At 72.3% G+C, this 22,655-nt stretch carries 21 protein-coding genes and 1 tRNA gene; 12 read left to right on the top strand and 10 right to left on the bottom strand.

Features of this window, described 5'->3' with window-relative positions; all coding sequences use genetic code 11:
* Window positions 1-50 precede the first annotated feature (50 nt).
* On the top strand, window positions 51-1,136 hold the full coding sequence (locus tag ACIRJT_RS10900) for an S-(hydroxymethyl)mycothiol dehydrogenase (protein ID WP_403907267.1): 1,086 nt from the start codon (window positions 51-53) through the stop codon (window positions 1,134-1,136).
* A complete protein-coding gene (locus ACIRJT_RS10895) occupies window positions 1,136-1,765 on the top strand; it encodes an MBL fold metallo-hydrolase (protein WP_403907264.1) in 630 nt (209 codons plus the stop codon). The genes ACIRJT_RS10900 and ACIRJT_RS10895 overlap by 1 nt, the downstream gene beginning before the upstream one ends.
* 12 nt (window positions 1,766-1,777) lie before the next feature.
* Here ACIRJT_RS10895 and ACIRJT_RS10890 read toward each other — a convergent pair whose 3' ends face one another.
* Both ACIRJT_RS10890 and ACIRJT_RS10885 read right to left on the bottom strand, forming a co-directional pair.
* A complete protein-coding gene (locus ACIRJT_RS10890) occupies window positions 1,778-2,716 on the bottom strand; it encodes an RluA family pseudouridine synthase (protein ID WP_403907261.1) in 939 nt (312 codons plus the stop codon).
* Between the two features lie 61 nt (window positions 2,717-2,777).
* Window positions 2,778-2,865 (bottom strand) — tRNA-Leu (locus tag ACIRJT_RS10885).
* 183 nt (window positions 2,866-3,048) lie between these two features.
* Here ACIRJT_RS10885 and ACIRJT_RS10880 point away from each other — a divergent pair.
* The 3 genes from ACIRJT_RS10880 (at window position 3,049) to ACIRJT_RS10870 (ending at window position 5,722) form a co-directional block, all read left to right on the top strand.
* Window positions 3,049-4,383: a M20/M25/M40 family metallo-hydrolase gene (locus ACIRJT_RS10880; protein ID WP_056703072.1), complete on the top strand. Its 1,335-nt coding sequence runs from the start codon at window positions 3,049-3,051 to the stop codon at window positions 4,381-4,383.
* A 153-nt stretch (window positions 4,384-4,536) separates the two neighbouring features.
* Entirely contained in the window at window positions 4,537-4,770 is a 234-nt protein-coding gene (locus tag ACIRJT_RS10875; protein WP_398616285.1) for a chaplin, read from the top strand.
* Between the two features lie 139 nt (window positions 4,771-4,909).
* Complete coding sequence (locus ACIRJT_RS10870) at window positions 4,910-5,722, top strand: chaplin family protein (protein ID WP_403907257.1); 813 nt, start codon at window positions 4,910-4,912, stop codon at window positions 5,720-5,722.
* 71 nt (window positions 5,723-5,793) lie between these two features.
* Here the strand turns inward: ACIRJT_RS10870 and ACIRJT_RS10865 are convergent, their stop codons facing one another.
* On the bottom strand, window positions 5,794-5,982 hold the full coding sequence (locus tag ACIRJT_RS10865) for a DUF5703 family protein (protein ID WP_003970138.1): 189 nt from the start codon (window positions 5,980-5,982) through the stop codon (window positions 5,794-5,796).
* Between the two features lie 47 nt (window positions 5,983-6,029).
* Here ACIRJT_RS10865 and ACIRJT_RS10860 point away from each other — a divergent pair, with 47 nt between their 5' ends.
* Entirely contained in the window at window positions 6,030-6,695 is a 666-nt protein-coding gene (locus tag ACIRJT_RS10860; protein ID WP_403907254.1) for a hypothetical protein, read from the top strand.
* A 90-nt stretch (window positions 6,696-6,785) separates the two neighbouring features.
* Here ACIRJT_RS10860 and ACIRJT_RS10855 read toward each other — a convergent pair whose 3' ends face one another.
* Window positions 6,786-9,110 carry a helix-hairpin-helix domain-containing protein gene (locus ACIRJT_RS10855; protein WP_403907251.1) on the bottom strand — a complete coding sequence of 775 codons (2,325 nt, stop codon included), beginning with the start codon at window positions 9,108-9,110 and terminating at the stop codon, window positions 6,786-6,788.
* Window positions 9,107-10,090 carry an aldo/keto reductase gene (locus ACIRJT_RS10850; protein ID WP_403907249.1) on the bottom strand — a complete coding sequence of 328 codons (984 nt, stop codon included), beginning with the start codon at window positions 10,088-10,090 and terminating at the stop codon, window positions 9,107-9,109. Before ACIRJT_RS10850 ends, ACIRJT_RS10855 begins: the two co-directional genes overlap by 4 nt.
* Window positions 10,091-10,228: 138 nt before the next feature.
* On the opposite strand from ACIRJT_RS10850, the gene ACIRJT_RS10845 reads away from it, so the two are divergent.
* Window positions 10,229-11,278: an LLM class F420-dependent oxidoreductase gene (locus ACIRJT_RS10845; protein ID WP_403907246.1), complete on the top strand. Its 1,050-nt coding sequence runs from the start codon at window positions 10,229-10,231 to the stop codon at window positions 11,276-11,278.
* A 225-nt stretch (window positions 11,279-11,503) separates the two neighbouring features.
* A complete protein-coding gene (locus tag ACIRJT_RS10840) occupies window positions 11,504-12,292 on the top strand; it encodes a ferritin-like domain-containing protein (RefSeq protein WP_403907244.1) in 789 nt (262 codons plus the stop codon).
* A 56-nt stretch (window positions 12,293-12,348) separates the two neighbouring features.
* On the opposite strand, the gene corA is transcribed toward ACIRJT_RS10840, so the two are convergent.
* Entirely contained in the window at window positions 12,349-13,341 is a 993-nt protein-coding gene (corA, locus tag ACIRJT_RS10835) for a magnesium/cobalt transporter CorA (protein ID WP_403907241.1), read from the bottom strand.
* 54 nt (window positions 13,342-13,395) lie between these two features.
* Between corA and ACIRJT_RS10830 the strand changes: the two genes are divergently transcribed.
* From ACIRJT_RS10830 to mshC, 4 genes are all read left to right on the top strand, one after another.
* Window positions 13,396-14,118 carry a histidine phosphatase family protein gene (locus ACIRJT_RS10830; RefSeq protein WP_403907238.1) on the top strand — a complete coding sequence of 241 codons (723 nt, stop codon included), beginning with the start codon at window positions 13,396-13,398 and terminating at the stop codon, window positions 14,116-14,118.
* 71 nt (window positions 14,119-14,189) lie between these two features.
* A complete protein-coding gene (locus tag ACIRJT_RS10825) occupies window positions 14,190-14,780 on the top strand; it encodes a DUF3090 domain-containing protein (RefSeq protein WP_360783400.1) in 591 nt (196 codons plus the stop codon).
* Window positions 14,744-15,583 carry an SCO1664 family protein gene (locus ACIRJT_RS10820; protein ID WP_403907235.1) on the top strand — a complete coding sequence of 280 codons (840 nt, stop codon included), beginning with the start codon at window positions 14,744-14,746 and terminating at the stop codon, window positions 15,581-15,583. Before ACIRJT_RS10825 ends, ACIRJT_RS10820 begins: the two co-directional genes overlap by 37 nt.
* 121 nt (window positions 15,584-15,704) lie before the next feature.
* A complete protein-coding gene (gene mshC / locus ACIRJT_RS10815; protein ID WP_403907232.1) occupies window positions 15,705-16,934 on the top strand; it encodes a cysteine--1-D-myo-inosityl 2-amino-2-deoxy-alpha-D-glucopyranoside ligase in 1,230 nt (409 codons plus the stop codon).
* An 87-nt stretch (window positions 16,935-17,021) separates the two neighbouring features.
* On the opposite strand, the gene ACIRJT_RS10810 is transcribed toward mshC, so the two are convergent.
* From ACIRJT_RS10810 to glpK, 4 genes are all read right to left on the bottom strand, one after another.
* On the bottom strand, window positions 17,022-18,074 hold the full coding sequence (locus ACIRJT_RS10810; RefSeq protein WP_403907229.1) for a PAC2 family protein: 1,053 nt from the start codon (window positions 18,072-18,074) through the stop codon (window positions 17,022-17,024).
* Window positions 18,075-18,265: 191 nt separating this feature from the next.
* Complete coding sequence (locus tag ACIRJT_RS10805; RefSeq protein WP_403907226.1) at window positions 18,266-19,324, bottom strand: LLM class flavin-dependent oxidoreductase; 1,059 nt, start codon at window positions 19,322-19,324, stop codon at window positions 18,266-18,268.
* A gap of 148 nt (window positions 19,325-19,472) precedes the next feature.
* A complete protein-coding gene (locus tag ACIRJT_RS10800) occupies window positions 19,473-21,083 on the bottom strand; it encodes an FAD-dependent oxidoreductase (RefSeq protein WP_403907224.1) in 1,611 nt (536 codons plus the stop codon).
* A gap of 14 nt (window positions 21,084-21,097) precedes the next feature.
* On the bottom strand, window positions 21,098-22,642 hold the full coding sequence (glpK, locus tag ACIRJT_RS10795; protein ID WP_403907221.1) for a glycerol kinase GlpK: 1,545 nt from the start codon (window positions 22,640-22,642) through the stop codon (window positions 21,098-21,100).
* Window positions 22,643-22,655 lie beyond the last annotated feature (13 nt).

Below are 22,655 nucleotides of genomic sequence, written 5' to 3'. Positions count from 1 at the left end.
GTGGTCCGCGATCGATCTTCGCGAAGCGCGGGAGCAGGGAGAGCAGGGCTATGGCACAGCAGGTGCAAGCGGTCATCGCACCGGGGAAGAACGAGCCGGTCAGGGTCGAGACGATTCTGATCCCGGACCCCGGCCCCGGCGAGGCGGTCGTGAAGATCCAGGCGTGCGGCGTCTGCCACACCGACCTGCACTACAAGCAGGGCGGCATCAACGACGAGTTCCCCTTCCTCCTCGGCCACGAGGCCGCGGGCGTCGTGGAGTCGGTCGGCGAGGGAGTCACGGACGTCGCCCCCGGCGACTTCGTCGTCCTCAACTGGCGTGCCGTGTGCGGCCAGTGCCGCGCCTGTCTGCGCGGCCGCCCCTGGTACTGCTTCGACACCCACAACGCCAAGCAGAAGATGACCCTGCTCGACGGCACGGAGCTGTCGCCCGCGCTCGGCATCGGCGCGTTCGCCGAGAAGACCCTCGTCGCCTCCGGCCAGTGCACCAAGGTCGACCCCGAGGTCTCCCCGGCCGTCGCCGGGCTGCTCGGCTGCGGTGTCATGGCGGGCATCGGCGCCGCCATCAACACCGGCCAGGTCGGCCGCGGCGACTCCGTCGCCGTCATCGGCTGCGGCGGCGTCGGCGACGCGGCGATCGCCGGGTCCCGGCTGGCCGGCGCGGCGAAGATCATCGCGGTCGACATCGACGACCGCAAGCTGGAGACGGCGAAGAAGATGGGCGCCACCCACACCGTCAACTCCCGTTCCACCGACCCGGTCGAGGCCATCCGCGCCCTCACCGACGGCAACGGCGCCGACGTCGTCATCGAGGCCGTCGGCCGCCCGGAGACCTACCAGCAGGCCTTCTACGCCCGCGACCTCGCCGGAACGGTCGTCCTCGTCGGCGTCCCCACCCCGGACATGAAGCTCGAACTGCCGCTCCTGGACGTCTTCGGCCGCGGCGGCTCGCTCAAGTCCTCCTGGTACGGCGACTGCCTGCCCTCCCGCGACTTCCCGATGCTCGTCGACCTCCACCAGCAGGGCCGCCTCGACCTCGCCGCCTTCGTCACCGAGACCATCGGCCTGGGCGACGTCGAACAGGCCTTCGCCCGGATGCACGACGGCGACGTCCTCCGCTCGGTGGTGGTCTTCTGATGACCGCCCGCATCGACCACCTGGTCACCTCCGGCACCTTCGCCCTCGACGGCGGGGAGTGGGACGTCGACAACAACGTCTGGATCGTCGGCGACGACACCGAGGCGATCGTCATCGACGCCGCCCACGACGCCGCCGCCATCGAGGCCGCGCTCGGCGGCCGGACGCTGCGCGCCATCGTCTGCACCCACGCGCACAACGACCACATCGACGCCGCCCCCGCCCTCGCGGCAGCCACCGGCGCCCCGATCCTGCTCCACCCGGACGATCTGCCGCTCTGGCAGCAGACCCACCCGGACCGGGCCCCCGACGGCGCCCTGGCCGACGGCCAGGAGATGGAGGTGGCGGGCACCACCCTCAAGGTTCTCCACACCCCGGGCCACGCCCCCGGCGCGGTCTGCCTGTACGCCCCCGAGCTGGGAACGGTCTTCACCGGCGACACCCTCTTCCAGGGCGGCCCCGGCGCCACCGGCCGGTCCTTCTCGTCGTTCCCGACGATCATCGACTCGATCCGGGACCGGCTGCTCGTGTTGCCCGGCGACACCGCCGTCCGCACCGGCCACGGAGACCCCACCTCCATCGGCGCGGAGGCCCCGCAGCTCGACGAGTGGATCAAGCGCGGCCACTGAGCGCCGCGCGCCTCACCCCTTCGGCCAGGCGGAGAGCCGCAGCCCGCTCACGAAGCGGCGCGGCTCCCCGCCGACCGGATCGGTGAACTCCAGCACGCGGGCCAGCAGCTGCAACGGCCGCGAGAAGGCGTCAGCGGCCCCTTCCTCCTCCACCACCGGATACAGCGGATCGTGGACGATCGGCAGCCCCAGCGCGTTCATATGGACCCGCAGCTGATGCGTCCGCCCGGTAGCGGGCAGCAGCCGGTAGCGCCCGACCCCGCCCCGGTGCTCCACCAGCTCCACCCGGCTCTCGCTGTTCGCCTCGCCCGGCTCCTCACGGGCGGCGAGCACCCCGCGCTCCTTCACGATCCGGCTCCTCACGGTCCGGGGGAGGACGAGCTCCGGATCGTAGGGGGCCACCGCCTCGTACTCCTTGCGCACCAGTCGGTCCCGGAACAGCGTCTGGTACGCGCCCCGGTCCTCGGGCCGCACCACGAACAGCACGAGCCCCGCTGTCAGCCGGTCCAGCCGGTGCGCGGGCTGCAACGTGGGCAGGTCCAGTTCCCGCCGCAGCCGGGCCACCGCGGTCTCGGTGATGTGCCGCCCCCGGGGCATGGTCGCCAGGAAGTGCGGCTTGTCGGCGACGACGAGCCGATCGTCCCGGTGAACGACGCCGACCGGGAACGGCACCGTCTCCTCCGGCGCGAAGTCCCGGTGGAACCAGAGACACCGCCCCGCGGCATACGGCTCGTCGCCCCGCACGGCGACCCCGTCGGCCCCCACGAACCGCCCGGCCTCCAGCATCCTTGCCACCCGGGCCGCCCCGATCGCCCCGCCGAACCGCCCGACCAGATGGTCCCCGACACAACCCCAGAGCCCTTCGGGATCCTCGGGCAACCGCACCCGCACCGCGTCGATCCCGCTCCGCTGGGGGAGCGGCGCGGGAGGCGGCTTCCTGCGCCCTCGCATCGTCGGTCCCTCCGTGGTCGCCCGGTGACGCAAAAGAGCCCCACCGAAGTGGGGCTCCTGCTGGTGTCCGAGGGGGGACTTGAACCCCCACGCCCGATAAAGGGCACTAGCACCTCAAGCTAGCGCGTCTGCCATTCCGCCACCCGGACAAGGTGTCTGTCTCGCGGGCCGTGCCCGTTCCGACGTGGAAAACCATAGCAAACATTCGAGGGTGCTCGATCACGCCCCGATGGCTGTGAACGGTGCGTGACGGAGGGTGCGCGGCCTTGGGTGCGGGCCGAGGGCGCGGGAGGATGAGAAGGAGCACCACAGCGACAGCGGAAGGAATCAGCGTGAGCGAGAGCAGCACGGGCAAGGCCGTCACCGGTGGCAACGCCGAGAGGGAGGTCGTCGACCTCTGCCGTGACCTGATCCGGATCGACACCAGCAACTACGGCGACCACTCCGGCCCCGGTGAGCGGCTCGCGGCCGAGTACGTCGCGGAGAAGCTCGCGGAGGTCGGCCTGGAGCCGCAGATCTTCGAGTCGCACAAGGGACGGGCCTCCACGGTCGCCCGGATCGAGGGCGAGGACCCCTCCCGCCCCGCGCTCCTCATCCACGGGCATACCGACGTCGTCCCGGCCAACGCGGCGGACTGGACGCACGACCCGTTCTCCGGGGAGATCGCGGACGGCTGCGTCTGGGGCCGGGGCGCGGTCGACATGAAGGACATGGACGCGATGACCCTCGCGGTCGTCCGCGAGCGCATGCGGACCGGCCGCAAGCCCCCGCGCGACATCGTGCTCGCCTTCCTCGCGGACGAGGAGGCCGGCGGGACCTACGGGGCGCGCTACCTCGTCGACAACCACCCCGGGCTCTTCGAGGGCGTCACCGAGGCGATCAGCGAGGTCGGCGGCTTCTCCTTCACCGTCAACGAGAACCTGCGGCTGTATCTGGTGGAGACGGCCCAGAAGGGCATGCACTGGATGAAGCTGACCGTGGACGGCACCGCCGGACACGGATCGATGATCCACAAGGACAACGCCATCACGGAGCTGTCCGAGGCGGTCGGCCGACTGGGCCGGCACAAGTTCCCGGTGCGGGTCACCAAGACGCTGCGGCACTTCCTGGACGAACTCTCCGACGCGCTGGGCACCGAGCTGGACCCGGAGAACATGGACGAGACGCTCGCCAAGCTGGGCGGCATCGCCAAGCTCATCGGCGCCTCCCTCCAGAACACCGCCAACCCCACGCAGCTCGGCGCCGGCTACAAGGTCAACGTCATCCCGGGGCAGGCGACCGCCCACGTCGACGGCCGGTACCTGCCCGGCTACGAGGAAGAGTTCCTGGCGGACCTGGACCGCATCCTCGGGCCCAACGTCCGGCGCGAGGACGTGCACGCGGACAAGGCCCTGGAGACCACGTTCGACGGCGCGCTGGTCGACGCCATGCAGACCGCGCTGGTCGCCGAGGACCCCATCGCCCGTGCCGTGCCGTACATGCTCTCGGCCGGCACCGACGCCAAGTCCTTCGACGACCTGGGCATCCGGGGGTTCGGCTTCGCCCCGCTGAAGCTGCCGCCGGAGCTGGACTTCGCCGGGATGTTCCACGGCGTCGACGAGCGGGTCCCGGTCGACGGTCTGCAGTTCGGCGTGCGGGTGCTCGACCGGTTCATCGACCACTCCTGACCGCTCCCCGACCGATTCACCGTCGATTCGCCCACCTGTGCGGACATGTCCGAACGAGTGAAACGAGCCGTTCACACGTAGCCCCGTCACATCCTCCTCGTTACAAGGTTTGCGGTCCGCGGCTGGGACCGCATTTTCCAACTAGGAGGAATCATGATCAAGAAGGTCGTCGCAGTTGCGGCTGCTACGGGTGGCCTCGTTCTCGCGGGTGCGGGCATGGCTTCCGCCGACGCGGGCGCCCAGGGTGCTGCCATCGGCAGCCCCGGCGTGCTCTCCGGCAACGTCGTCCAGGTTCCGGTCCACGTGCCGATCAACCTGTGCGGCAACACGGTCTCCGTGATCGGTCTGCTGAACCCGAGCTTCGGCAACACCTGCGTCAACGCCTGACGTTGAACGTCAACCCGTAAGGGTTTGAGTTCGACCGGTCCCGGAGTGCACTCCATGCACTCCGGGACCGTTCGGCATTCGGCTCCCGCACGGTCATGTCCGGGGGTCTTTCGGAAGCCAGAAGGCAGGAAACGAACCTATGCGACAGGTCACTCGTAAAGGCCTGATCACCATGGCGGCTGCGGGCGGAGTGCTCGCGCTGAGTGGCGGATACGCCCACGCCGACTCCGGGGCGGCCGGTACCGCCTCCGGCTCACCGGGCGTGCTGTCCGGCAACTCGGTCAGCGTCCCGATCGACGTCCCGGTCAACGTCTGCGGCAACTCCATCAGTGTCGGCGGTCTGCTGAACCCCGTCTTCGGCAACGACTGCGGAAACGGATCAGCAGAATCCGACCACTCCGGGAACCGCTCGGCGGCTCCCCAGGAGCGCTCGGTCCCGGGCGGCACCGGAAACGGCGCCCGGGCCGGTGACACCACCGCCTCGGACGGGCACTCCGACGCGTCGGACCGGCACTCCGCGCCCGGCACCGGCCGTCACCGCGCCACGGGCGGCGGCGCCACGGCCGAGGGGATCGCCCAGGGCTCGCCCGGCATCCTCTCCGGCAACCTGATCCAGGCGCCGATCGACATCCCCGTGAACCTCTGCGGGAACAGCGTCACCGTCGTCGGTCTGCTGAACCCCGTCTTCGGCAACAGCTGCTCCAACGACGCCGAGGTTCCGCCCCCGCCGCTCGAGCAGCCGGGGAAGCCCCCGGTCACGCCGGAGAAGCCGGTCGTCCCGCCGGCCAACCAGCCGCCCGAGCCGAACGCTCCCGAGACCCAGCACATCCCCGGGGAGCAGCTCGCGCAGACCGGTGGCGGCGGGCTCGAACTGCTCATCCCGGCCAGTGCCGGACTGCTGCTCGCCGGCGCGGGATCGGTTCTCTACCGCCGCTCGCGCAGCGCCGCCTGATCCGGGCGCGCGCAGCACGGCACAGCCCGGACGGGAGAGCGGGCCCCGCGACCGCGGGGCCCGCTCTCCCGTCACCAGGTGGCCCGTAGCTGACGGATGATCCGTCTGCGCAGCCGCACCCTGCGGCTGCCGTCCCTGCGGAGCGTCAGGCGGTCCAGTTCCCAGTGTCCGTACTCGGCGTGGTCGGTCAGGAGTCGGGCCGCTTCCTTGCGGGAGACCCCGCGCGGCACGTACACGTCGACGAATTCGTATTCCGGCATCGCATCTATTGTGCGGGCAGAGCCCCTGTACGGATAGCGTCTGCACTATGTCTGATGCTGCGCAGCCCACCGCTGCCGAGGTACGTGCCGCCGCCGAGGCGGTCAAAGCCGCGATCGACCGTCACCTCGACGCGGTCGAACGCCGCACCGGGGACGACGACCCCGCCGTCTACGACGCGTTCAACGCCCTTGCCGCTGCCGCCGAGGTCTACGACGAACTCCTCTACGAGCGCTACGACGAAGTCACCCCCTTCGAGATCCCCGGCGCGGACGACTCCCTGCCTCCCTACGCCGGTCCCGCCGAGCCCAGTGCGCTCAGCGTTCTGATCCGGCGCGACTACGTGGTCGTGGAGCCCCCGCGGCTGCTCGCACAGGCTCAGCGCCTCGCCGACCTCGACGCGGGTCCGGGCGGCGGACAGGACACCGCCCCGGTGGTCGGCACCAGCGTCCACGCCGCGCTCGGCGTGCTCTTCGGTGAGTACGAACCGGACGAGATCGCCTCCCGGCACAAGGAATTCGGTCTGGAGGAGGGCGACTCCACCCTCTGGGTCTCGGCCGGGGAAGCGCCGCCCGAGCCGGGGGAGTGGCTCGGTGCCCCGTTCGAGGACGCCGACCCCGAGCTGGTGGTCTGCCGCTTCGACGTCAGCGCCGTCTTCGACGAGGAGGACGAGTCGGACGAGGACTTCGCCGGGCCTTCGGCGGGCGGCCTCTGACCCTTCCCCCTCCTCCCGCACCGGACGTGACGGTGGGGCCCCGGCGCGAGCGCGCCGGGGCCCCACCGCTGTCCGGATCGGCTCGACCGCTCAGGACGAGGCGTCGGGCGTCGGGAGCGCCTCCAGCAACGCGCGCAGCCGTGTCGTCCGCTCCTGGGCCGGAACCTGCGCCACCGCGTGCGGGAGCGCCTGGTCCACCCCGTGCACCACGGAAAGATGCCGCTCGCCGCGGCCGAACGCGGTGTACACCCACGGTCTGTTGAGCCCCTGCGCGGCGTCGCCCGGCAGCACCACGACCGCGGCGGGCCAGCGCATCCCGGCCGCCTGATGGGCGCTGAGGGCCCAGCCGTGCCGCACCGACGACTCCACCCGCTCCTGCGGTACGACGACGGGGACGCCTCCGCAGTCCAGCCGCAGCCCCTCGGCGTCGGCCGAGCGCACCACCCCGGGCACCGCCCGGCCGGGCGCGGGCACATGGACGACGCGGTCGCCCGGGTCGAAACCGCCGAACCGGCCGGGGCCCGGGTTGAGCCGCTGCTTCAGCGCCTCGTTCAGCGCCCTGGTCCCGGCGGCCCCGCCATGGCCCACGGTGATCACCTGGGTCTCCTCGGCGGGGATGCCGAAGGCCCGGGGCACCGAGTCCGCGACCAGCTGCACGGTGCGGTGGACGGCCTCGCCCGCGTCGCGGACCGGGACGATCACCACTTCCTTGCCCGGGGCGTCGACCTGATGCAGCTCGCCGATGCCGATGCCGGAGACCAGCTCGCCGATCGGCCCGGGGTCCGGGGTGCGGGAGACGACCTGCGGGCAGGCGTGGGAGGCCAGCACATCGGCGAACACCCGCCCGGCGCCCGCGGAGCCCAGCACGCCCGGATCGCCGCTCAGCACCAGCCGGGCGCCGTCGGCCAGCGCCTCGACCAGGACGGCCGCACCCTCAACGTCCAGCTGCGGGGCGTCCAGCACGACCAGCAGGTCCAGGGCGAGCGCCCCGTCCTCGTCCCGGCCGGGGCCCTGCGCGCCGGAGAGCAGGCCGGCCAGCGTGACCGCCGTGTCCGGATCGCCGGTGGCCGCCGCGAGCCTCCGGCGGCCGTCCTCGCTGTGGGTGGCGCCCAGTGCCCGCAGACCCAGGCCGCGCGCCGCCGCGATCAGGGCGGCGGGCTCGGCCCGCGCCGCCTCCCCGCCGCTGTGCGCGACCAGTCCGGCCGCCGCGGCCGTACGGATCAGCTCGGCGGCAGACGGGCCGGGGGCCGCGGCGGCCGCCTCCGTCCAGTCGGCGGCCTTCTCGCAGGCGTTGGCCAGCCGGGCCAGGCCATCGGCGAGGCTCTCCTCGGCCAGGGCGTAGCGGTCCAGGCCCAGCAGCACCTGGACCGGCTCCCGGGCCACGGCGGCCTCCTCCGCCAGGCCCGCCCCGTCCGCTTCGCCGTCCTCGGCCCCGGTGTCCTCCGGCGCCGGTTCGTCGCCCTCCTGGAAGAGCAGCGCGACGCCCTCCTCGACGGCGTCCCGCACCGCCGCCTCCGGGTCGCCGACCGCGCGCTCGGCGAGCGCCGCCCGTACGGCCTCGGCGTCCAGTGCCGTGTGGCCCTGGAGCGCGGCGCGCTCCAGCACCCAGCCGACCAGGGCCGCCGTCCTGCGGCCGTCGTCCGGGCCGCAGTCGGCGCCCAGCAGAGCCCGTGCGAAGCCGTCGGCCTGTTCCGGCCGCACGCCGGGCACGGCCAGCAGCTGCCAGGGGTCGGCGCGCAGCAGCTCGGCCGCCTGTTCGCCGAGGGCGGCGACGGCCGGGCGAGCCAGGGACTCGGGGGCCCCGCCCTCCGTGAGCACCGAGCGCACCGCGTCCAGGACCTCCGGCGTGGCGGCCTGCGCCGCGGGGGCGGCCGCGGGGTCGGGGGCACGGGACGGCTGGGCGGCGGCCGGTGCGGGGCGCCGGGAGGCCGGGGGCGCGGCGGGCCGGTCGAAGAACGCGGTGCCCGCCTTCTCGCCGCTCTCCACGGCCCGGACGGCCGCGAGCAGATCGGCTGCCGTGCCGCTCAGCCCCGTACCGGCGGCGATGGGCGAGGCCTTCTCCGCCTTGCGCTTCTCGATCCGCTCCCGCAGCTCGCGCTGGGCGGCCAGCTCGGCCTGCGCCTCCGACAGCTCGGCGGCGGGCGCGGCTTCCGCGGGCGCGGCGTCAGCGGTGGCCCCGGCCTCCCCGCCCTCCGCATCGCCCTCGGTGTCGGCCTCCGCCTCCGTCTCCGTCGGAGCGCCCGACGGCTCGGCGCCTCCAGGCACATCGGACGATTCGTCTGCCTCAGTCGCATCGGGCCCATCGGGCGCTTCGGCGTGCTCGGGGCCTTCGGCACCGGCCTCCGGCGGGGACACGGCGTCCTGTGGTGTGTCCGTGCCGACGGTGCCGGGGGTCTCCCCGGGAAGCGCAGTCACAGCGTGCTCCAGTCCTGGTCGGGATAGCGGTGCACGGGCGCCGACACATCGTCGAGCGCCTGGCAGATCTCGTAGGGAAGACTAAGCGCCTCCACTGACAAAGCCTCCGCGAGCTGCCCGGCGTTGCGCGCACCGAGAATCGGCGCGGCCACCCCGGGCCGGTCCCGGACCCAGGCCAGCGCCACCTGGAGCGGACTCGTCGCCAGTCCGTCCGCCGCCGTCACCACCGCGTCGGTGATACGGGCCGCCGCGTCGTCGAGATACGGCTCGACGAACGGGGCGAGCCGTGTCGACGCGCCGCGGGAGCCGGACGGGGTGCCCTCGCGGTACTTACCGGTGAGCACGCCGCGCCCCAGCGGCGAGGACGGCAGCAGCCCGATCCCGAGGTCCAGCGCGGCGGGCAGCACCTCGCGCTCGATGCCCCGCTGGAGCAGCGAGTACTCCATCTGCGTACTGGCCAGCCGCGTGCGCACCCCGGGCGCGGCGAGCTGCCAGGTGGCGGCCTTCGCCAGCTGCCAGCCGCAGAAGTTCGACACGCCCGCGTACCGGACGCGGCCGGAGGACACGGCGAGGTCCACCGCCTGGAGGGTCTCCTCCAACGGCGTCGCCGGGTCGAAGGCGTGGACCTGCCACAGATCCACGTAATCCGTGCCGAGCCGCTCCAGGGAGGCGTCCAGCGCGGCCAGGAGGTGGCCGCGCGAACCGTTGAAGCGGCGATAGGGGTCCGGGACGTTGCCCGCCTTCGTGGCGAGGACCAGATCCTGACGGGGGACCAGGCTCCCGACGAGCCGCCCGAGCAGATATTCGGCCTCGCCGCCCCCGTACACATCGGCGGTGTCCACCAGCGTGCCGCCCGCGTCCCAGAAGACCTTGAGCTGGTCGGCGGCGTCGTGCTCGTCCGTGTCCCGGCCCCAGGTGAGGGTGCCGAGCCCGATCCGGGACACGCGAAGGCCGGTACGGCCGAGATGCCTCTGCTCCATGGGCGCTGAGATTACTGGCCATGACCCCACGGGGTGCAGGCCTGTGGACAACGGGAGGTCGCGTGGGCCTGCCGGATCGCCGCCGGCCGCGCTAGAGTCGCCGGGAAGGGACGTTACTGATCAGTAAGGGGAGCGGCTATGCGGCTCGGCATCAATCTCGGTTACTGGGGCGCCGGCATGGACGGCGACAACCTCGCCGTCGCGCAGGAGGCCGATCGGCTCGGCTACGACGTCTGCTGGGCGGCCGAGGCGTACGGCTCCGACGCCCCGACCGTGCTGTCCTGGGTCGCGGCCCGGACCGAGTCGATCGACGTCGGCTCCGCGATCATGCAGATCCCGGCCCGCCAGCCCACCATGACGGCGATGACCGCCGCCACTCTCGACTCGCTCTCCGGCGGCCGTTTCCGCCTCGGCCTCGGCGTCTCCGGCCCGCAGGTCTCGGAGGGCTGGTACGGCGTGAAGTTCGACAGGCCGCTGGCCCGCACCCGGGAGTACGTGGAGATCGTCCGCAAGGCGATGACCCGCGAGCGCGTGTCGTACGAGGGAGCGCACTGGACGCTGCCGCTCCCCGACGGTCCGGGCAAGCCGATCAAGCTCACCGTGCACCCCCAGCGCGAGCACATCCCGCTCTACATCGCCGCGATCGGCCCCAAGAACCTGGAGCAGACCGGCGAGATCGCCGACGGCGCGCTGCTGATCTTCCCCTCCGCCGAGCACCTGGAGGAGACCGCGATCCAGCCGCTGCGCGCGGGCCGGGAGAAGGCCGGGAAGACGATGGAGGGCTTCGACGTCAGCCCGACCCTGCCGCTCGCCGTCGGCGACGACGTGGCCGGCCTCGCCGACATGTTCCGCCCGTACACCGCGCTGTACGTCGGCGGCATGGGCAGCCGGAAGCAGAACTTCTACAACCAGCTCGCCCAGCGCATGGGATACGAGAAGGAGGCCGCCGAGATCCAGGACAAGTACCTCGGCGGGGACAAGGCGGGGGCCGCCGCGTCCGTGCCGCACCAGCTGATCGACCAGACCGCGCTGCTCGGCCCCGTCGAGCGGATCGCCGAGCGGATGCAGGCCTACGCCGCCGCCGGGGTCACCACGCTCAACCTCGCCCCGGCCGGCTTCACGCTGGAGGAGCGGCTCACCGCCCTGCGCGCCGGCACGGACGCCCTGGAGCGCTCCGGACTCGCCTGACGGATCCCGGGACAGCACTACGGCCGTGGTGGGGGCTCGGGGGTCTTCCCCGCCACGGCCGTCACCCGGAACAACGCGCCGCGCGCCCAAGGGTTACGCCGCCGCGCCGGGCGCCGCCCCCGGCCGCTCCGGTTGCCGACCGCCCCGCGGCGCATTTGACTCTCCCTGCGCACTACTGCTCCGCGGACCTCGATTCCGCGGGCAACGGGTACGGAGGTGGCCGTCATGCTCTCAGCGCAGACCCTGTTTCAGGAGATCCTGGACAACGACGAGTCCTACCGGCTCTTCTGTTCCATCGCCGCGAGCGGTGAGGCCCAGGGGGGCTGGGAGAACGCCCGTATCGCCGCCCTCGTCCCGGAGAGCGGCCGCGAACTGGCCCCCAGGATCGTCCGGCACGGCGCCGACGAGGACAAGCACGGCCGGATCTTCAACGCGCTCCTGAAGAAGCGCGGACTGCCGCCCGTCGAGGTCCCGCCGGAGACCGACTACACGATGCTGCTGGAACAGCAGGGCATCGGCCTCGCGCACTCCCGGCTGCGCGGCGAGGAGCGGCTCACCGAGCGCGACATCATCACCTATCTGGCCCACAGCCGTGTCACCGAGCAGCGCGCCTCCGAGCAGATGCGGCTGCTGCGCCGGTACTTCGCCGACCACCCCGACGTCGGCCGCGCGGTGAAGATGATCTCCCACGACGAGGACAACCACCTCGCCTACTGCCACGAGGAACTCCTGCGCCTCGCCCGCGCCGGGCACGGCCGGACCATCCAGCGGATCATGCGCGAGTGCGCCCTGGCCGAGATCCGGGTCTACCGCGACGTCAGCCTCGCCGTGATGGCCAACATGGGTCGCCTGCTCGGCTGGTCGCGGCCCAAGGCCGCCGTTCTCGCCGCGGGCATCCACGCGGTGTACGCGTACGAGCGCCTCGTCGGCTGGCGGCGCATGGTGAGCCTGGAGATGCCGCGGCGCCGCGACGCGCTGGGCAGCCCCGCCACACCGGAACGCGAGTACGCCTGAGCGCGGACGGCTCGCGCATACGTCCGAGCGCACACGGCTCGCGGACGCCGGGCGTTTCAGAGCCAGCCGCGCCGCTTGAACAGCCGGTAGAGACCGAACACCGCGCAGCCCATCGACGCGACCACCGTCGGATAGGTCCACACCCAGTGCAGCTCCGGCATGTGGTCGAAGTTCATGCCGTAGACGCCCGCGACCATCGTCGGGACGGCGGCCATGGCCGCCCAGGCGGAGATCTTGCGCATGTCGTCGTTCTGCCGGACGCCCATCTGGGCCAGATGCGCCGACAGGATGTCCGAAAGTAGCCGGTCCAACCCCTCCACTTGCTCGTTGGCGCGCGTCAGATGGTCGGCCACGTCCCGGAAGAACGGCTGCGCGTGCTCGTGAACGAACGGCACGCCCGCCCCCGCGAGCCGGGCCATCGGGCCCGTCAGCGGCCCGGCGGCCCGGCGGAACTCCAGCACCTGCCGCTTGAAGGTGTAGATCCGGGCGGCGGTGTTCTTCGAATCGCCGCCGCTCGGGGCGAAGACCTGCGTCTCCAGCTCCTCCAGGTCGACCTGGAGCTCGCCCGCCACGTCCATGTAGTGGTCCACCACCGCGTCGCTGACCGCGTACAGCACTGCGGTCGGGCCGTGCTTCAGCACCTCGGGCTCGGCCTCCAGGCGGCGGCGCACGGCCGCCAGCGGGGCGCCCTCGCCGTGCCGGACCGTCACCACGAACGAGTCGCCTATGAAGACCATCAGCTCGTCGGCGCTGACCGTGTCGCTCTCGGGCTCGTAGACGATCGGCTTGAGGACCGCGAACAAGGAGTCGTCGTACACCTCCAGCTTGGGCCGCTGATGCGCCCGCAGAGCGTCCTCCACGGCCAGCGGGTGCAGCCCGAACTCGTCCCGTACGAGGTCGAACTCCTCCTCCGTCGGCTCGTGCAGCCCGATCCACAGGAACGCGTCATGTGAGTCCCGCGCCTCGTCCAGGGCATCGGAGAAGTCGTCGGGCCGTTCGGTGCGGCGCCCGTCCCGGTAGATGGCACAGTCCACGATCACGGCGGGCATTCTTCCTCGTGACCGGCTCCCGCGCACCTTCGCCGCCCCTCTACGCTGGCGAGTATGCCCACCCTGATCCTCGTACGCCACGGACGCTCCACCGCCAACACCGCCGGAGTGCTCGCGGGCCGCACCCCCGGCGTCTCCCTCGACGAACGCGGCGCCGAACAGGCCGCGGCCCTCCCCGCGCGGCTTTCCGCGGTGGTCCCGGTCCTCGCGGTCAGCAGCCCCCTGGAGCGCTGCCGGCAGACGCTCCAGCCGCTCCTCGACGCCCGCCCCGGCCTGCCCCTGCACACCGAGGACCGCATCAGCGAGTGCGACTACGGCCACTGGTCGGGACGGAAGCTGGCCGAACTGGCCGACGAGCCGCTGATGTCCGTCGTCCAGCAGCACCCCTCCGCGGCGGCCTTCCCGGGCGGCGAGTCGATGCGCGCGATGCAGGCCCGCGCCGTCGACGCCGTACGCGACTGGAACGACCGGGTCGAGGCGGAGCACGGTGAGGACGCGACCTACGTCATGTGCTCGCACGGCGACATCATCAAATCCCTCGTCGCCGACGCGCTGGGCATGCACCTGGACCTCTTCCAGCGTGTCCACGTCGACCCCTGCTCGGTCACCGCGATCCGCTACACCCGGCTGCGCCCCTTCGTCCTGAGGCTCGGCGACACCGGCGACCTCGACTCCCTGGCCCCCCGCGAACAGTCCGTCGGGGCGGACGCCGCCGCGTCCCCCGCGGACGACGCGGCGGGGGACGCGACGGTCGGGGGCGGCGCGGGCGCGCCGTGATCGCTCCGGGCAGTAGGGTGGACGCGCCGTAGCGCCGCCCAAACCACCATCGAAGCTCAAGGGAGCAGGACGTGTCCCGTCAGGTGTTCCTCTACGACCCACCGGACCGATTCGTGGCCGGTACGGTCGGGTTGCCTGGCCGCCGTACGTTTTTCCTGCAGGCGTCCTCGCAGGGCCGGGTCACCAGCGTCGCCCTGGAGAAGACCCAGGTCACCGCTCTCGCCGAGCGGATCGACGAACTGCTCGACGAGGTCGTGCGCCGCACCGGGGGCAACTCCCCGGTGCCCGCGGTGGCCCCCACCGACGTCTCCGACACCGCGCCGCTCGACGTGCCCGTCGAGGAGGAGTTCCGGGTCGGCACCATGGCCCTTGCCTGGGACGGCGAGGAACAGCGCATGATCGTCGAGGCGCAGGCCCTCGTCGAGCTGGACGCCGAGTCCGAGGACGACCTCGCGGAGGCCGAGGAGAAGCTCCTCCAGGACGAGGAGAACGGCCCGCCGATGCTCCGCGTCCGGCTCAGCGGCGCCCAGGCCCGCGCCTTCGCCAAGCGGGCGCTGGACGTCGTCAACGCCGGCCGCCCGCCGTGCCCGCTGTGCAGCCTGCCGCTCGATCCGGAAGGACACGTATGCCCGCGCCAGAACGGATACCGTCGCGGAGCCTGACGGACACCGAGCTGCTCACCCTGCTCGCCGAGGGCGCGATCACCGTCCTCGGGCAGGTCGGCGGTGCGTCCAACGCGGTGCTGCACTGCACGGTGGCGTACGACGGCGAGGAGCGCACCTGTGCCTACAAGCCGGTCGCCGGGGAGCAGCCGCTGTGGGACTTCCCCGACGGGACCCTCGCCCAGCGGGAGGTCGCCGCGTACGAGATCTCCCGGGCCACCGGCTGGGACCTCGTGCCGCCGACCGTGCTGCGGGAGGGGCCGTACGGGCAGGGCATGTGCCAGCTGTGGATCGACGGCCCCGCATCCGAGGAGGACGCGCCCTCGCTGCTGGCGCTCGTCGAGGGCGAGGAGCCCGGTGACGGCTGGAAGGCCGTGGGCTTCGCGGACGTGGGGGAGGGGAGGACCGCGCTGCTGGTGCACGCCGACGACGCCCGGCTGCGGCGCCTCGCCGTCCTGGACGCGGTGATCAACAATGGTGACCGCAAGGGCGGACACCTGCTGCCCGCTCCCGGTGGGCGGCTCTTCGGCATCGACCACGGCGTCACCTTCAACGCGGACGACAAGCTGCGGACCCTGCTCTGGGGCTGGGCCGGCGATCCGCTGACCGAGGAGGCGCTGGCGGTGCTGGGCCGCCTCGACGGTGAGCTGGCGCCGGGCACCGCCCTCGCCACCCGGATGGCCGAACTCATCACACCGGCCGAGCTGGAGGCCCTGCGGCAGCGGGTCGCCGGGCTGGTCAGGAGCGCCGTGCACCCGCAGCCGAGCGGCCAGTGGCCGCCCATTCCCTGGCCTCCGGTGTAGAAGCCCCTGGCGCCCGCGCCAGGCTTTACCGCCTGCCAGAGGTTTCACGCAAGAGGGCCTCTTCGGACAGGTTTCCGGAGCCGGTTCGTATCCGGAAGCATCGTCCGGTTACGCTCATGACATGCATGCCTGGCCCGCTTCTGAGGTCCCCGCCCTGCCTGGCAAGGGCCGCGACCTTCGGATCCACGACACCGCGACCGGCGGACGGATCACCCTTGACCCCGGTCCCGTCGCCCGCATCTATGTCTGCGGCATCACGCCGTACGACGCGACCCATATGGGTCATGCGGCGACCTACAACGCGTTCGACCTCGTTCAGCGCGTGTGGCTCGACACCAAGCGGCAGGTCCACTACGTCCAGAACGTGACCGACGTGGACGATCCGCTGCTGGAGCGGGCCGTGCGCGACGGTCAGGACTGGACCGAGCTCGCGGAGCGCGAGACGGCGCTCTTCCGCGAGGACATGACCGCCCTGCGGATGCTGCCCCCGCGGCACTACATCGGAGCGGTCGAGGCGATACCGGGCATCGTGCCCCTCGTCGAACGCCTCCGGGACGCGGGCGCCGCCTACGACCTGGACGGCGACGTCTACTTCTCCGTCGACGTCGACCCGCACTTCGGCGAGGTCTCCGGCCTCGACGCCGAGGCGATGCGGCTGCTCTCCGCCGAGCGCGGCGGCGACCCGGAGCGCCCCGGCAAGAAGAACCCCCTCGACCCGATGCTCTGGATGGCCGCCCGCCCGGGCGAGCCGAGCTGGGACGGGGCCTCCCTGGGCGAGGGCCGCCCGGGCTGGCACATCGAGTGCGTCGCCATCGCGCTCGACCACCTCGGCATGGGCTTCGACATCCAGGGCGGCGGCTCCGACCTCGCCTTCCCGCACCACGAGATGGGCGCCTCCCACGCCCAGGCGCTGACCGGCGAGCACCCGTTCGCCAAGGCGTACGTCCACGCCGGAATGGTCGGCCTGGACGGCGAGAAGATGTCCAAGTCGCGCGGCAACCTGGTCTTCGTCTCGACGCTGCGCCGCGACGGCGTGGATCCGGCGGCCCTCCGGCTCGCCCTGCTCTCCCGCCACTACCGCTCCGACTGGGAGTGGACCGACCAGGTGCTGGCCGACGCCGTCGAGCGCCTCGCGCGCTGGCGGGCCGCCGTCTCGCGCCCCGACGGGCCGTCCGCCGACGCGCTGGTCGAAGAGGTCCGCGAGGCTCTCGCGGACGACCTGGACAGTCCTTCGGCGCTCGCGGCCGTGGACCGCTGGGCCGCGCTCCAGGGCGCGGAGGGCGGCACGGACGAGGGCGCGCCCGGTGTCGTCTCGCGTACGGTCGACGCCCTGCTGGGGGTCGCGCTGTAGGACGGAGCGCGGCTTCGGACACACGAACGGGGCGCCGCACGGGATCGTCTCCCGTGCGGCGCCCCGCTGTTCGCCACCGCCCTGCGGTCAGTCCTCGTCCGAGGTGTCCCCGGAGCCTTCGCCGAGGTCGTCCCCCGGCGTCGCGTCGGGCCCCTTGGCGCCCTTGTCGTCGGGGGCCTTACCGCGCCCCGTCTCCGGACGTGGCGGCTTCGGCGGGCGGGTGCGGCCGCCGGCGGAGTCGCGCAGATAGGGCACGTCCCCGGACTCCGTCGCATGGCCGCCCGGCCCCTGCCCGGGGCCACCGTCCCGCCGTCGCAGATAGCGCTCGAACTCCCGGGCGATGGCCTCACCGGACGCCTCGGGAAGCTCCGCGGTGTCCCGCGCCTCCTCCAGCGTCTGCACGTACTCGGCGACCTCGCTGTCCTCCGAGGCCAGCTGGTCCACCCCGAGCTGCCAGGCGCGTGCGTCCTCGGGCAGTTCGCCCAGCGGGATGCGCAGCCCGATCAGGTCCTCCAGGCGGTTCAGCAGGGCCAGCGTCGCCTTCGGGTTCGGCGGCTGCGACACATAGTGCGGGACCGCCGCCCACAGGCTGACCGCGGGCACCCCGGCGTGCGTGCACGCCTCCTGGAGGACCCCGACGATGCCCGTGGGGCCCTCGTACCGCGTCTCCTCCAGGTCCATCGTCCGGGCCAGGTCCGCGTCCGAGGTGACCCCGCTCACCGGCACCGGCCGGGTGTGCGGGGTGTCGCCGAGCAACGCGCCCAGGATGACGACCATTTCGACGCCCAGCTCATGGGCGAAGCCGAGGATCTCGTTGCAGAACGACCGCCAGCGCATGGATGGTTCGATGCCGCGCACCAGGACCAGGTCCCGGGGCTTGTCCCCGCCCACGCGCACCACGGACAGCCGCGTCGTCGGCCAGGTGATCTTCCGCGTACCGCCGTCCAGCCACACCGTGGGCCGGTTGACCTGGAAGTCGTAGTAGTCCTCGGCGTCCAGCGCCGCGAACACCTCGCCCTTCCACTCCCGGTCCAGATGACCGACCGCTGTGGAGGCGGCGTCCCCGGCGTCGTTCCAGCCTTCGAACGCGGCCACCATGACCGGGTCGATCAGCTCGGGCACCGACTCGAGCTCGATCACCCGGGCCTCCTTCCGATGTCTCCATACGTACGGAGCAACCTTACGGCTTCCGGGGGTCCCCACCGCAGCCCTCCTGCACGGCCGGGTGAACCCTGCCACCAGGAGTGGATCATCGGGCGGATCGGTGCATCATGGCCCTCGCGGCACGGCGGCCGGCCGCCGCGCCGGTACGCCGGCGAGTCGGCTCGGCGTCAGCGCCGGGGCGAGGACGGCGCCTCCCGCCGCACCACCGGGGCGATCTCCTCCGCGAACCGCTGGAGCGTCTCCAACTGCTCCGGCCGGTCCAGCCCGAAACCGTCCACGGTGATCGACTGGAGGTCGTGGCGGTAGACCTCGTGCCAGCCGAGGACCTTGTCGATGATCTGCTGCGGACTGCCGATCAGCTGCGGGCCGCCCGCGATCGCCTCCTCGATCGTGCGGAACGGCGTGTTGTAGCCGGCCTTGCCCTCCAGATGCGGCTTGAAGGTCTGCCGCACCCGCGCCTCGTACAGTTCCTTGTACCGGTCGACGGCCGCCTGCGAGCTGTCGGCGATGAGGAGTCCGCCCGATCCCGCCGCCACCTCGGCGTCCGCCGGATCGTGTCCATACGCCTCGAACCGCTCCCGGTAGTGGGCGATGAGCTTCGCGTACGCCTCACGGGGCTGGATGGCGTTGGCCGTGAACAGCGGATCCCCGTGCTTGGCCGCCAGCTCGGGGGAGTTGAGGCTCGTCGCCGAGCCGTGCCAGACGCGCGGCACGCCCGCGTACGGGCGCGGCACCGTCGTCACGTTCTTCAGGGGCGGCCGGAACTCGCCCTCCCAGTCGACGCCCTCCTCGCTCCACAGCCGCCGCAGCAGCTCGTACTTCTCCTTCTGGAGGTCCCACTGCCGTGCCTCGTCGAGCCCGAACAGGTCGAAGTGGCCCGCCTCCGCGCCCTTGCCGACGACGAGTTCGACCCGGCCCCGGGATATCTGGTCGAGCGTCGCGAAGTCCTCCGCCACCCGGACCGGGTCGAGGATCGCGACGACGGTCACCCCGGTGAGCAGCCGGATGGTGCTCGTACGGGCCGCGATCGCGCCCAGCACCACGTTCGGACTGGAGGAGAGGAAGGCCCCGGCGTGCCGTTCGCCCACGGAGTACGCGTCGAAGCCGAGCCGCTCCGCCACCGCTGCCGTGTCGATCACCTCCTCGAACCGGTCGGCGGCCGGACGGAGTTCACCGGTGAGCGGGTGCGGCTCGTGGCCGATCAGGGAGAGCACGGAGAATCTCATGAACTCCACTGTCCCCGGGGCACGTTGCGAGCGTATGGCGGGAGTGTGGCGCGTGCGCCGGGGTGGGCGCGCACGCCGACGGGGGCGGTTCCCGCGGGAAGCCGCCCCCGTCCCCCGTCCCCCGTCCACGCGGGACGGGGGAAACAGGTCAGTCCTTCTCGGCCAGCAGCTTCTCGACGCCGGCGCGGACGTCGTCCGTCGCCAGGCCCCGGATCGTCAGCGTGGTCCGGCGGCGCAGCACGTCGTCCGCCGTCTCGGCCCACTCGTGGTCCCGGGCGTAGGCCACCTGGGCCCAGATCTCCGGGGCGTCCGGGTGGACGCGCTCGGCCAGCTCCGGGCTCTCGTTCGCCAGGCGGGCGATGTCGAAGGCGAGCGAACCGTAGTGCGTGGCCAGGTGCCGGGCGGTGTCCGGCGCCATCCGGGGGCCGGGCGTCCCGCCGTCGATCAGCAGGCGGTGCGCCACCGCGTTCGGGTTGGCGATGCCGGGCAGCGGCAGCTTCCTCGGCAGCCGGTTCATCGGCTCCATGTCCTCGGTCAGCGGGTGCCCCGGCAGGGCGGCCAGCTTGTTCATGACGGTGCGGCCGATGTGGCGGAAGGTCGTCCACTTGCCGCCGGCGACCGACAGCATCCCGCCGCGGCCCTCCGTGACGACCGTCTCGCGCTTGGCCTTGGACGTGTCACCGGGACCGCCGGGCAGCACCCGCAGACCCGCGAAGGAGTACGTGATCAGATCGCGCGACAGTTGCTGGTCCTTGATCGAGAACGCCGCCTCGTCAAGGATCTGCGCGGTGTCCGCCTCGGTCACCGCGACGTCCGCCGGGTCGCCCTCGTACTCCTCGTCCGTCGTGCCGAGCAGCAGCATGTCCTCCCACGGCAGGGCGAACGTGATCCGGTACTTGTCGATCGGGGTGGCCAGCGCCGCCCGCCACGGCCGGGTCCGCTTGAGGACCAGGTGCGCGCCCTTGGACAGCCGGATGGAGGGGGCCGCGTTCGGGTCCTCCATCTTCCGCAGGTGGTCGACCCAGGGGCCGGTGGCGTTCAGCACGAGCCGGGCGGTGACGCCGAACTCGGTGCCGTCCGCGCTGTCCTTCAGGTCGGCGCCCGTGACCCGGCCCCGGGTGAAGCGCAGCCCGGTGACCGCCGCGTGGTTCAGGACGACCGCGCCCGCGTCGACGGCCGCGCGGACCGTCATCAGGGCCATGCGGGCGTCGTTCATCTGGTCGTCGCCGTAGACCGCGACGGCCTTGAGATTGTCGGTGCGCAGCTCGGGGACGTCGCGCTGCGCCTTGGCCGGGGAGATGACATGGCCGACGCCGTCGCCGAACGCGGAGAGCGCGGAGTAGGCGAAGACGCCCGCGCCGAGCTTGGCCGCGCCGTGCGGGCCGCCCTTGTAGACCGGCAGGTAGAAGGTGAGCGGGTTGGCCAGGTGCGGGGCCACCTCGCGGGAGACCGCGCGGCGCTCGAAGTGGTTCTCCGCGACCAGCTTGACCGCACCGGTCTGGAGGTAGCGCAGACCGCCGTGGAGGAGTTTGGAGGAGGCGGAGGAGGTGGCGCCGGCGAAGTCGCCGGCGTCCACCAGAGCCACCCGCAGCCCGGACTGCGCGGCATGCCAGGCGGTGGAGATGCCCAGGATGCCGCCGCCGATGACCAGGAGGTCGTACGTGGCCCGGGACAGCTGTTCCCGGGTCTCGGCGCGACTCGGCAGCGAGCCGGAGGCCGGGTGCGTTCCGAGGGCGGGAACGCTCTGCAGGGTGGTCATGGTGATGCTCCTCGTCAGCTTTCTTCGTCCTCGATCCAGCCCATGGTCCGTTCGACGGCCTTGAGCCAGCTCTTGTACTCGCGGGCACGGGTGTCCGCGTCCATGCGGGGTGTCCACTCGGCGGCCCGGCGCCAGTTGGCGCGCAGCGCGTCGGTGTCCGGCCAGAAGCCGACGGCCAGGCCGGCGGCGTAGGCGGCGCCGAGGCAGGTGGTCTCGGCGACCATGGGGCGCACCACGGGCGCGTCCAGGAAGTCGGCGAGCGTCTGCATCAGCAGGTTGTTGGACGTCATGCCGCCGTCGACCTTGAGCGCGGTCAGCTCGACGCCGGAGTCCTTCGTCATGGCGTCGCTGATCTCGCGGGTCTGCCAGGCGGTGGCCTCCAGGACGGCACGGGCGATGTGCGCCTTGGTGACGTAGCGGGTGAGACCGGTGATCACCCCGCGGGCGTCGGGACGCCAGTAGGGGGCGAACAGTCCGGAGAAGGCCGGCACGAAGTACGCGCCGCCGTTGTCCTCGACCGAGGAGGCAAGGGTCTCGATCTCGGCGGCCGACTTGATCAGGCCCATCTGGTCGCGCATCCACTGCACCAGCGACCCGGTGACCGCGATGGAGCCCTCCAGCGCGTACACCGGGGGCTTGTCGCCGATCTGGTAGCCGACGGTGGTGAGCAGCCCGTTGTACGAGTTCACCGGGGTGGACCCGGTGTTCATCAGCATGAAGGTGCCGGTGCCGTACGTGGACTTGGCCTCGCCCTCGGCGAAACAGGTCTGGCCGAAGAGCGCCGCCTGCTGGTCGCCGAGCGCGGAGGCGACCGGGATGCCGTCGAGGATGCCGCCCTTGGCGTGGCCGTACACCTCGGCGGAGGAGCGGATCTCGGGGAGTACCGCGGCAGGGATGCCGATGGAGTGGAGGATCTTCTCGTCCCACGCCATGGTGTGCAGGTTCATCAGGAGGGTGCGGGAGGCGTTGGTGACGTCGGTGACGTGCACCCCGCCGTCGGTGCCGCCGGTCAGGTTCCAGATGACCCAGGAGTCCATGGTGCCGAAGAGGATGTCGCCGGCCTCGGCGCGCTCGCGCAGCCCCTCGACGTTGTCGAGCAGCCAGCGGACCTTGGGCCCGGCGAAGTACGAGGCGAGCGGCAGCCCGGTCTCGCGGCGGAACCGGTCCTGGCCCACGTTGCGGCCGAGCTCCTTGCAGAGCGCGTCGGTGCGGGTGTCCTGCCAGACCAGCGCGTTGTGCACCGGCTCACCGGTGTTCTTGTCCCACATCAGTGTGGTCTCGCGCTGGTTGGTGATGCCGATCGCCTTGACGTCGGCGGAGGTGATGCCGGCCTTGACGATGGCGCCGGCGACGACCTCCTGGACGTTCTCCCAGATCTCGGTCGCGTCGTGCTCGACCCAGCCCGGCTTCGGGAAGATCTGCTCGTGCTCCTTCTGGTCGACGGAGACGATCCGGCCGTCCTTGTCGAAGACGATGCAGCGGCTGGAGGTGGTGCCCTGGTCGATGGCCGCGATGAACGGCCCGGTGCCGTGGGTGCCGGTGGTGTGTGCGTCGGTCACGGTGTGCTCCCGG

The sequence above is a fragment of the Streptomyces sp. NPDC102283 genome, from assembly GCF_044766265.1.
Classification (GTDB): domain Bacteria; phylum Actinomycetota; class Actinomycetes; order Streptomycetales; family Streptomycetaceae; genus Streptomyces.
This window is presented reverse-complemented; position numbering and strand designations above follow the sequence as displayed.

Excerpts from the sequence above, each read along its gene's own strand:
- ACIRJT_RS10845 (WP_403907246.1), top strand. The coding sequence starts at position 10,229 with ATGCGGCTCGGCATCAATCTCGGTTACTGGGGCGCCGGCATGGACGGC.
- ACIRJT_RS10850 (WP_403907249.1), bottom strand. The coding sequence starts at position 10,090 with ATGGAGCAGAGGCATCTCGGCCGTACCGGCCTTCGCGTGTCCCGGATC.
- ACIRJT_RS10870 (WP_403907257.1), top strand. The coding sequence starts at position 4,910 with ATGCGACAGGTCACTCGTAAAGGCCTGATCACCATGGCGGCTGCGGGC.
- ACIRJT_RS10800 (WP_403907224.1), bottom strand. The coding sequence starts at position 21,083 with ATGACCACCCTGCAGAGCGTTCCCGCCCTCGGAACGCACCCGGCCTCC.
- ACIRJT_RS10860 (WP_403907254.1), top strand. The coding sequence starts at position 6,030 with ATGTCTGATGCTGCGCAGCCCACCGCTGCCGAGGTACGTGCCGCCGCC.
- ACIRJT_RS10900 (WP_403907267.1), top strand. The coding sequence starts at position 51 with ATGGCACAGCAGGTGCAAGCGGTCATCGCACCGGGGAAGAACGAGCCG.
- ACIRJT_RS10895 (WP_403907264.1), top strand. The coding sequence starts at position 1,136 with ATGACCGCCCGCATCGACCACCTGGTCACCTCCGGCACCTTCGCCCTC.
- ACIRJT_RS10865 (WP_003970138.1), bottom strand. The coding sequence starts at position 5,982 with ATGCCGGAATACGAATTCGTCGACGTGTACGTGCCGCGCGGGGTCTCC.
- ACIRJT_RS10890 (WP_403907261.1), bottom strand. The coding sequence starts at position 2,716 with ATGCGAGGGCGCAGGAAGCCGCCTCCCGCGCCGCTCCCCCAGCGGAGC.
- mshC (WP_403907232.1), top strand. The coding sequence starts at position 15,705 with ATGCATGCCTGGCCCGCTTCTGAGGTCCCCGCCCTGCCTGGCAAGGGC.
- corA (WP_403907241.1), bottom strand. The coding sequence starts at position 13,341 with ATGCCCGCCGTGATCGTGGACTGTGCCATCTACCGGGACGGGCGCCGC.
- ACIRJT_RS10820 (WP_403907235.1), top strand. The coding sequence starts at position 14,744 with ATGCCCGCGCCAGAACGGATACCGTCGCGGAGCCTGACGGACACCGAG.
- ACIRJT_RS10840 (WP_403907244.1), top strand. The coding sequence starts at position 11,504 with ATGCTCTCAGCGCAGACCCTGTTTCAGGAGATCCTGGACAACGACGAG.
- ACIRJT_RS10875 (WP_398616285.1), top strand. The coding sequence starts at position 4,537 with ATGATCAAGAAGGTCGTCGCAGTTGCGGCTGCTACGGGTGGCCTCGTT.
- ACIRJT_RS10830 (WP_403907238.1), top strand. The coding sequence starts at position 13,396 with ATGCCCACCCTGATCCTCGTACGCCACGGACGCTCCACCGCCAACACC.
- ACIRJT_RS10805 (WP_403907226.1), bottom strand. The coding sequence starts at position 19,324 with ATGAGATTCTCCGTGCTCTCCCTGATCGGCCACGAGCCGCACCCGCTC.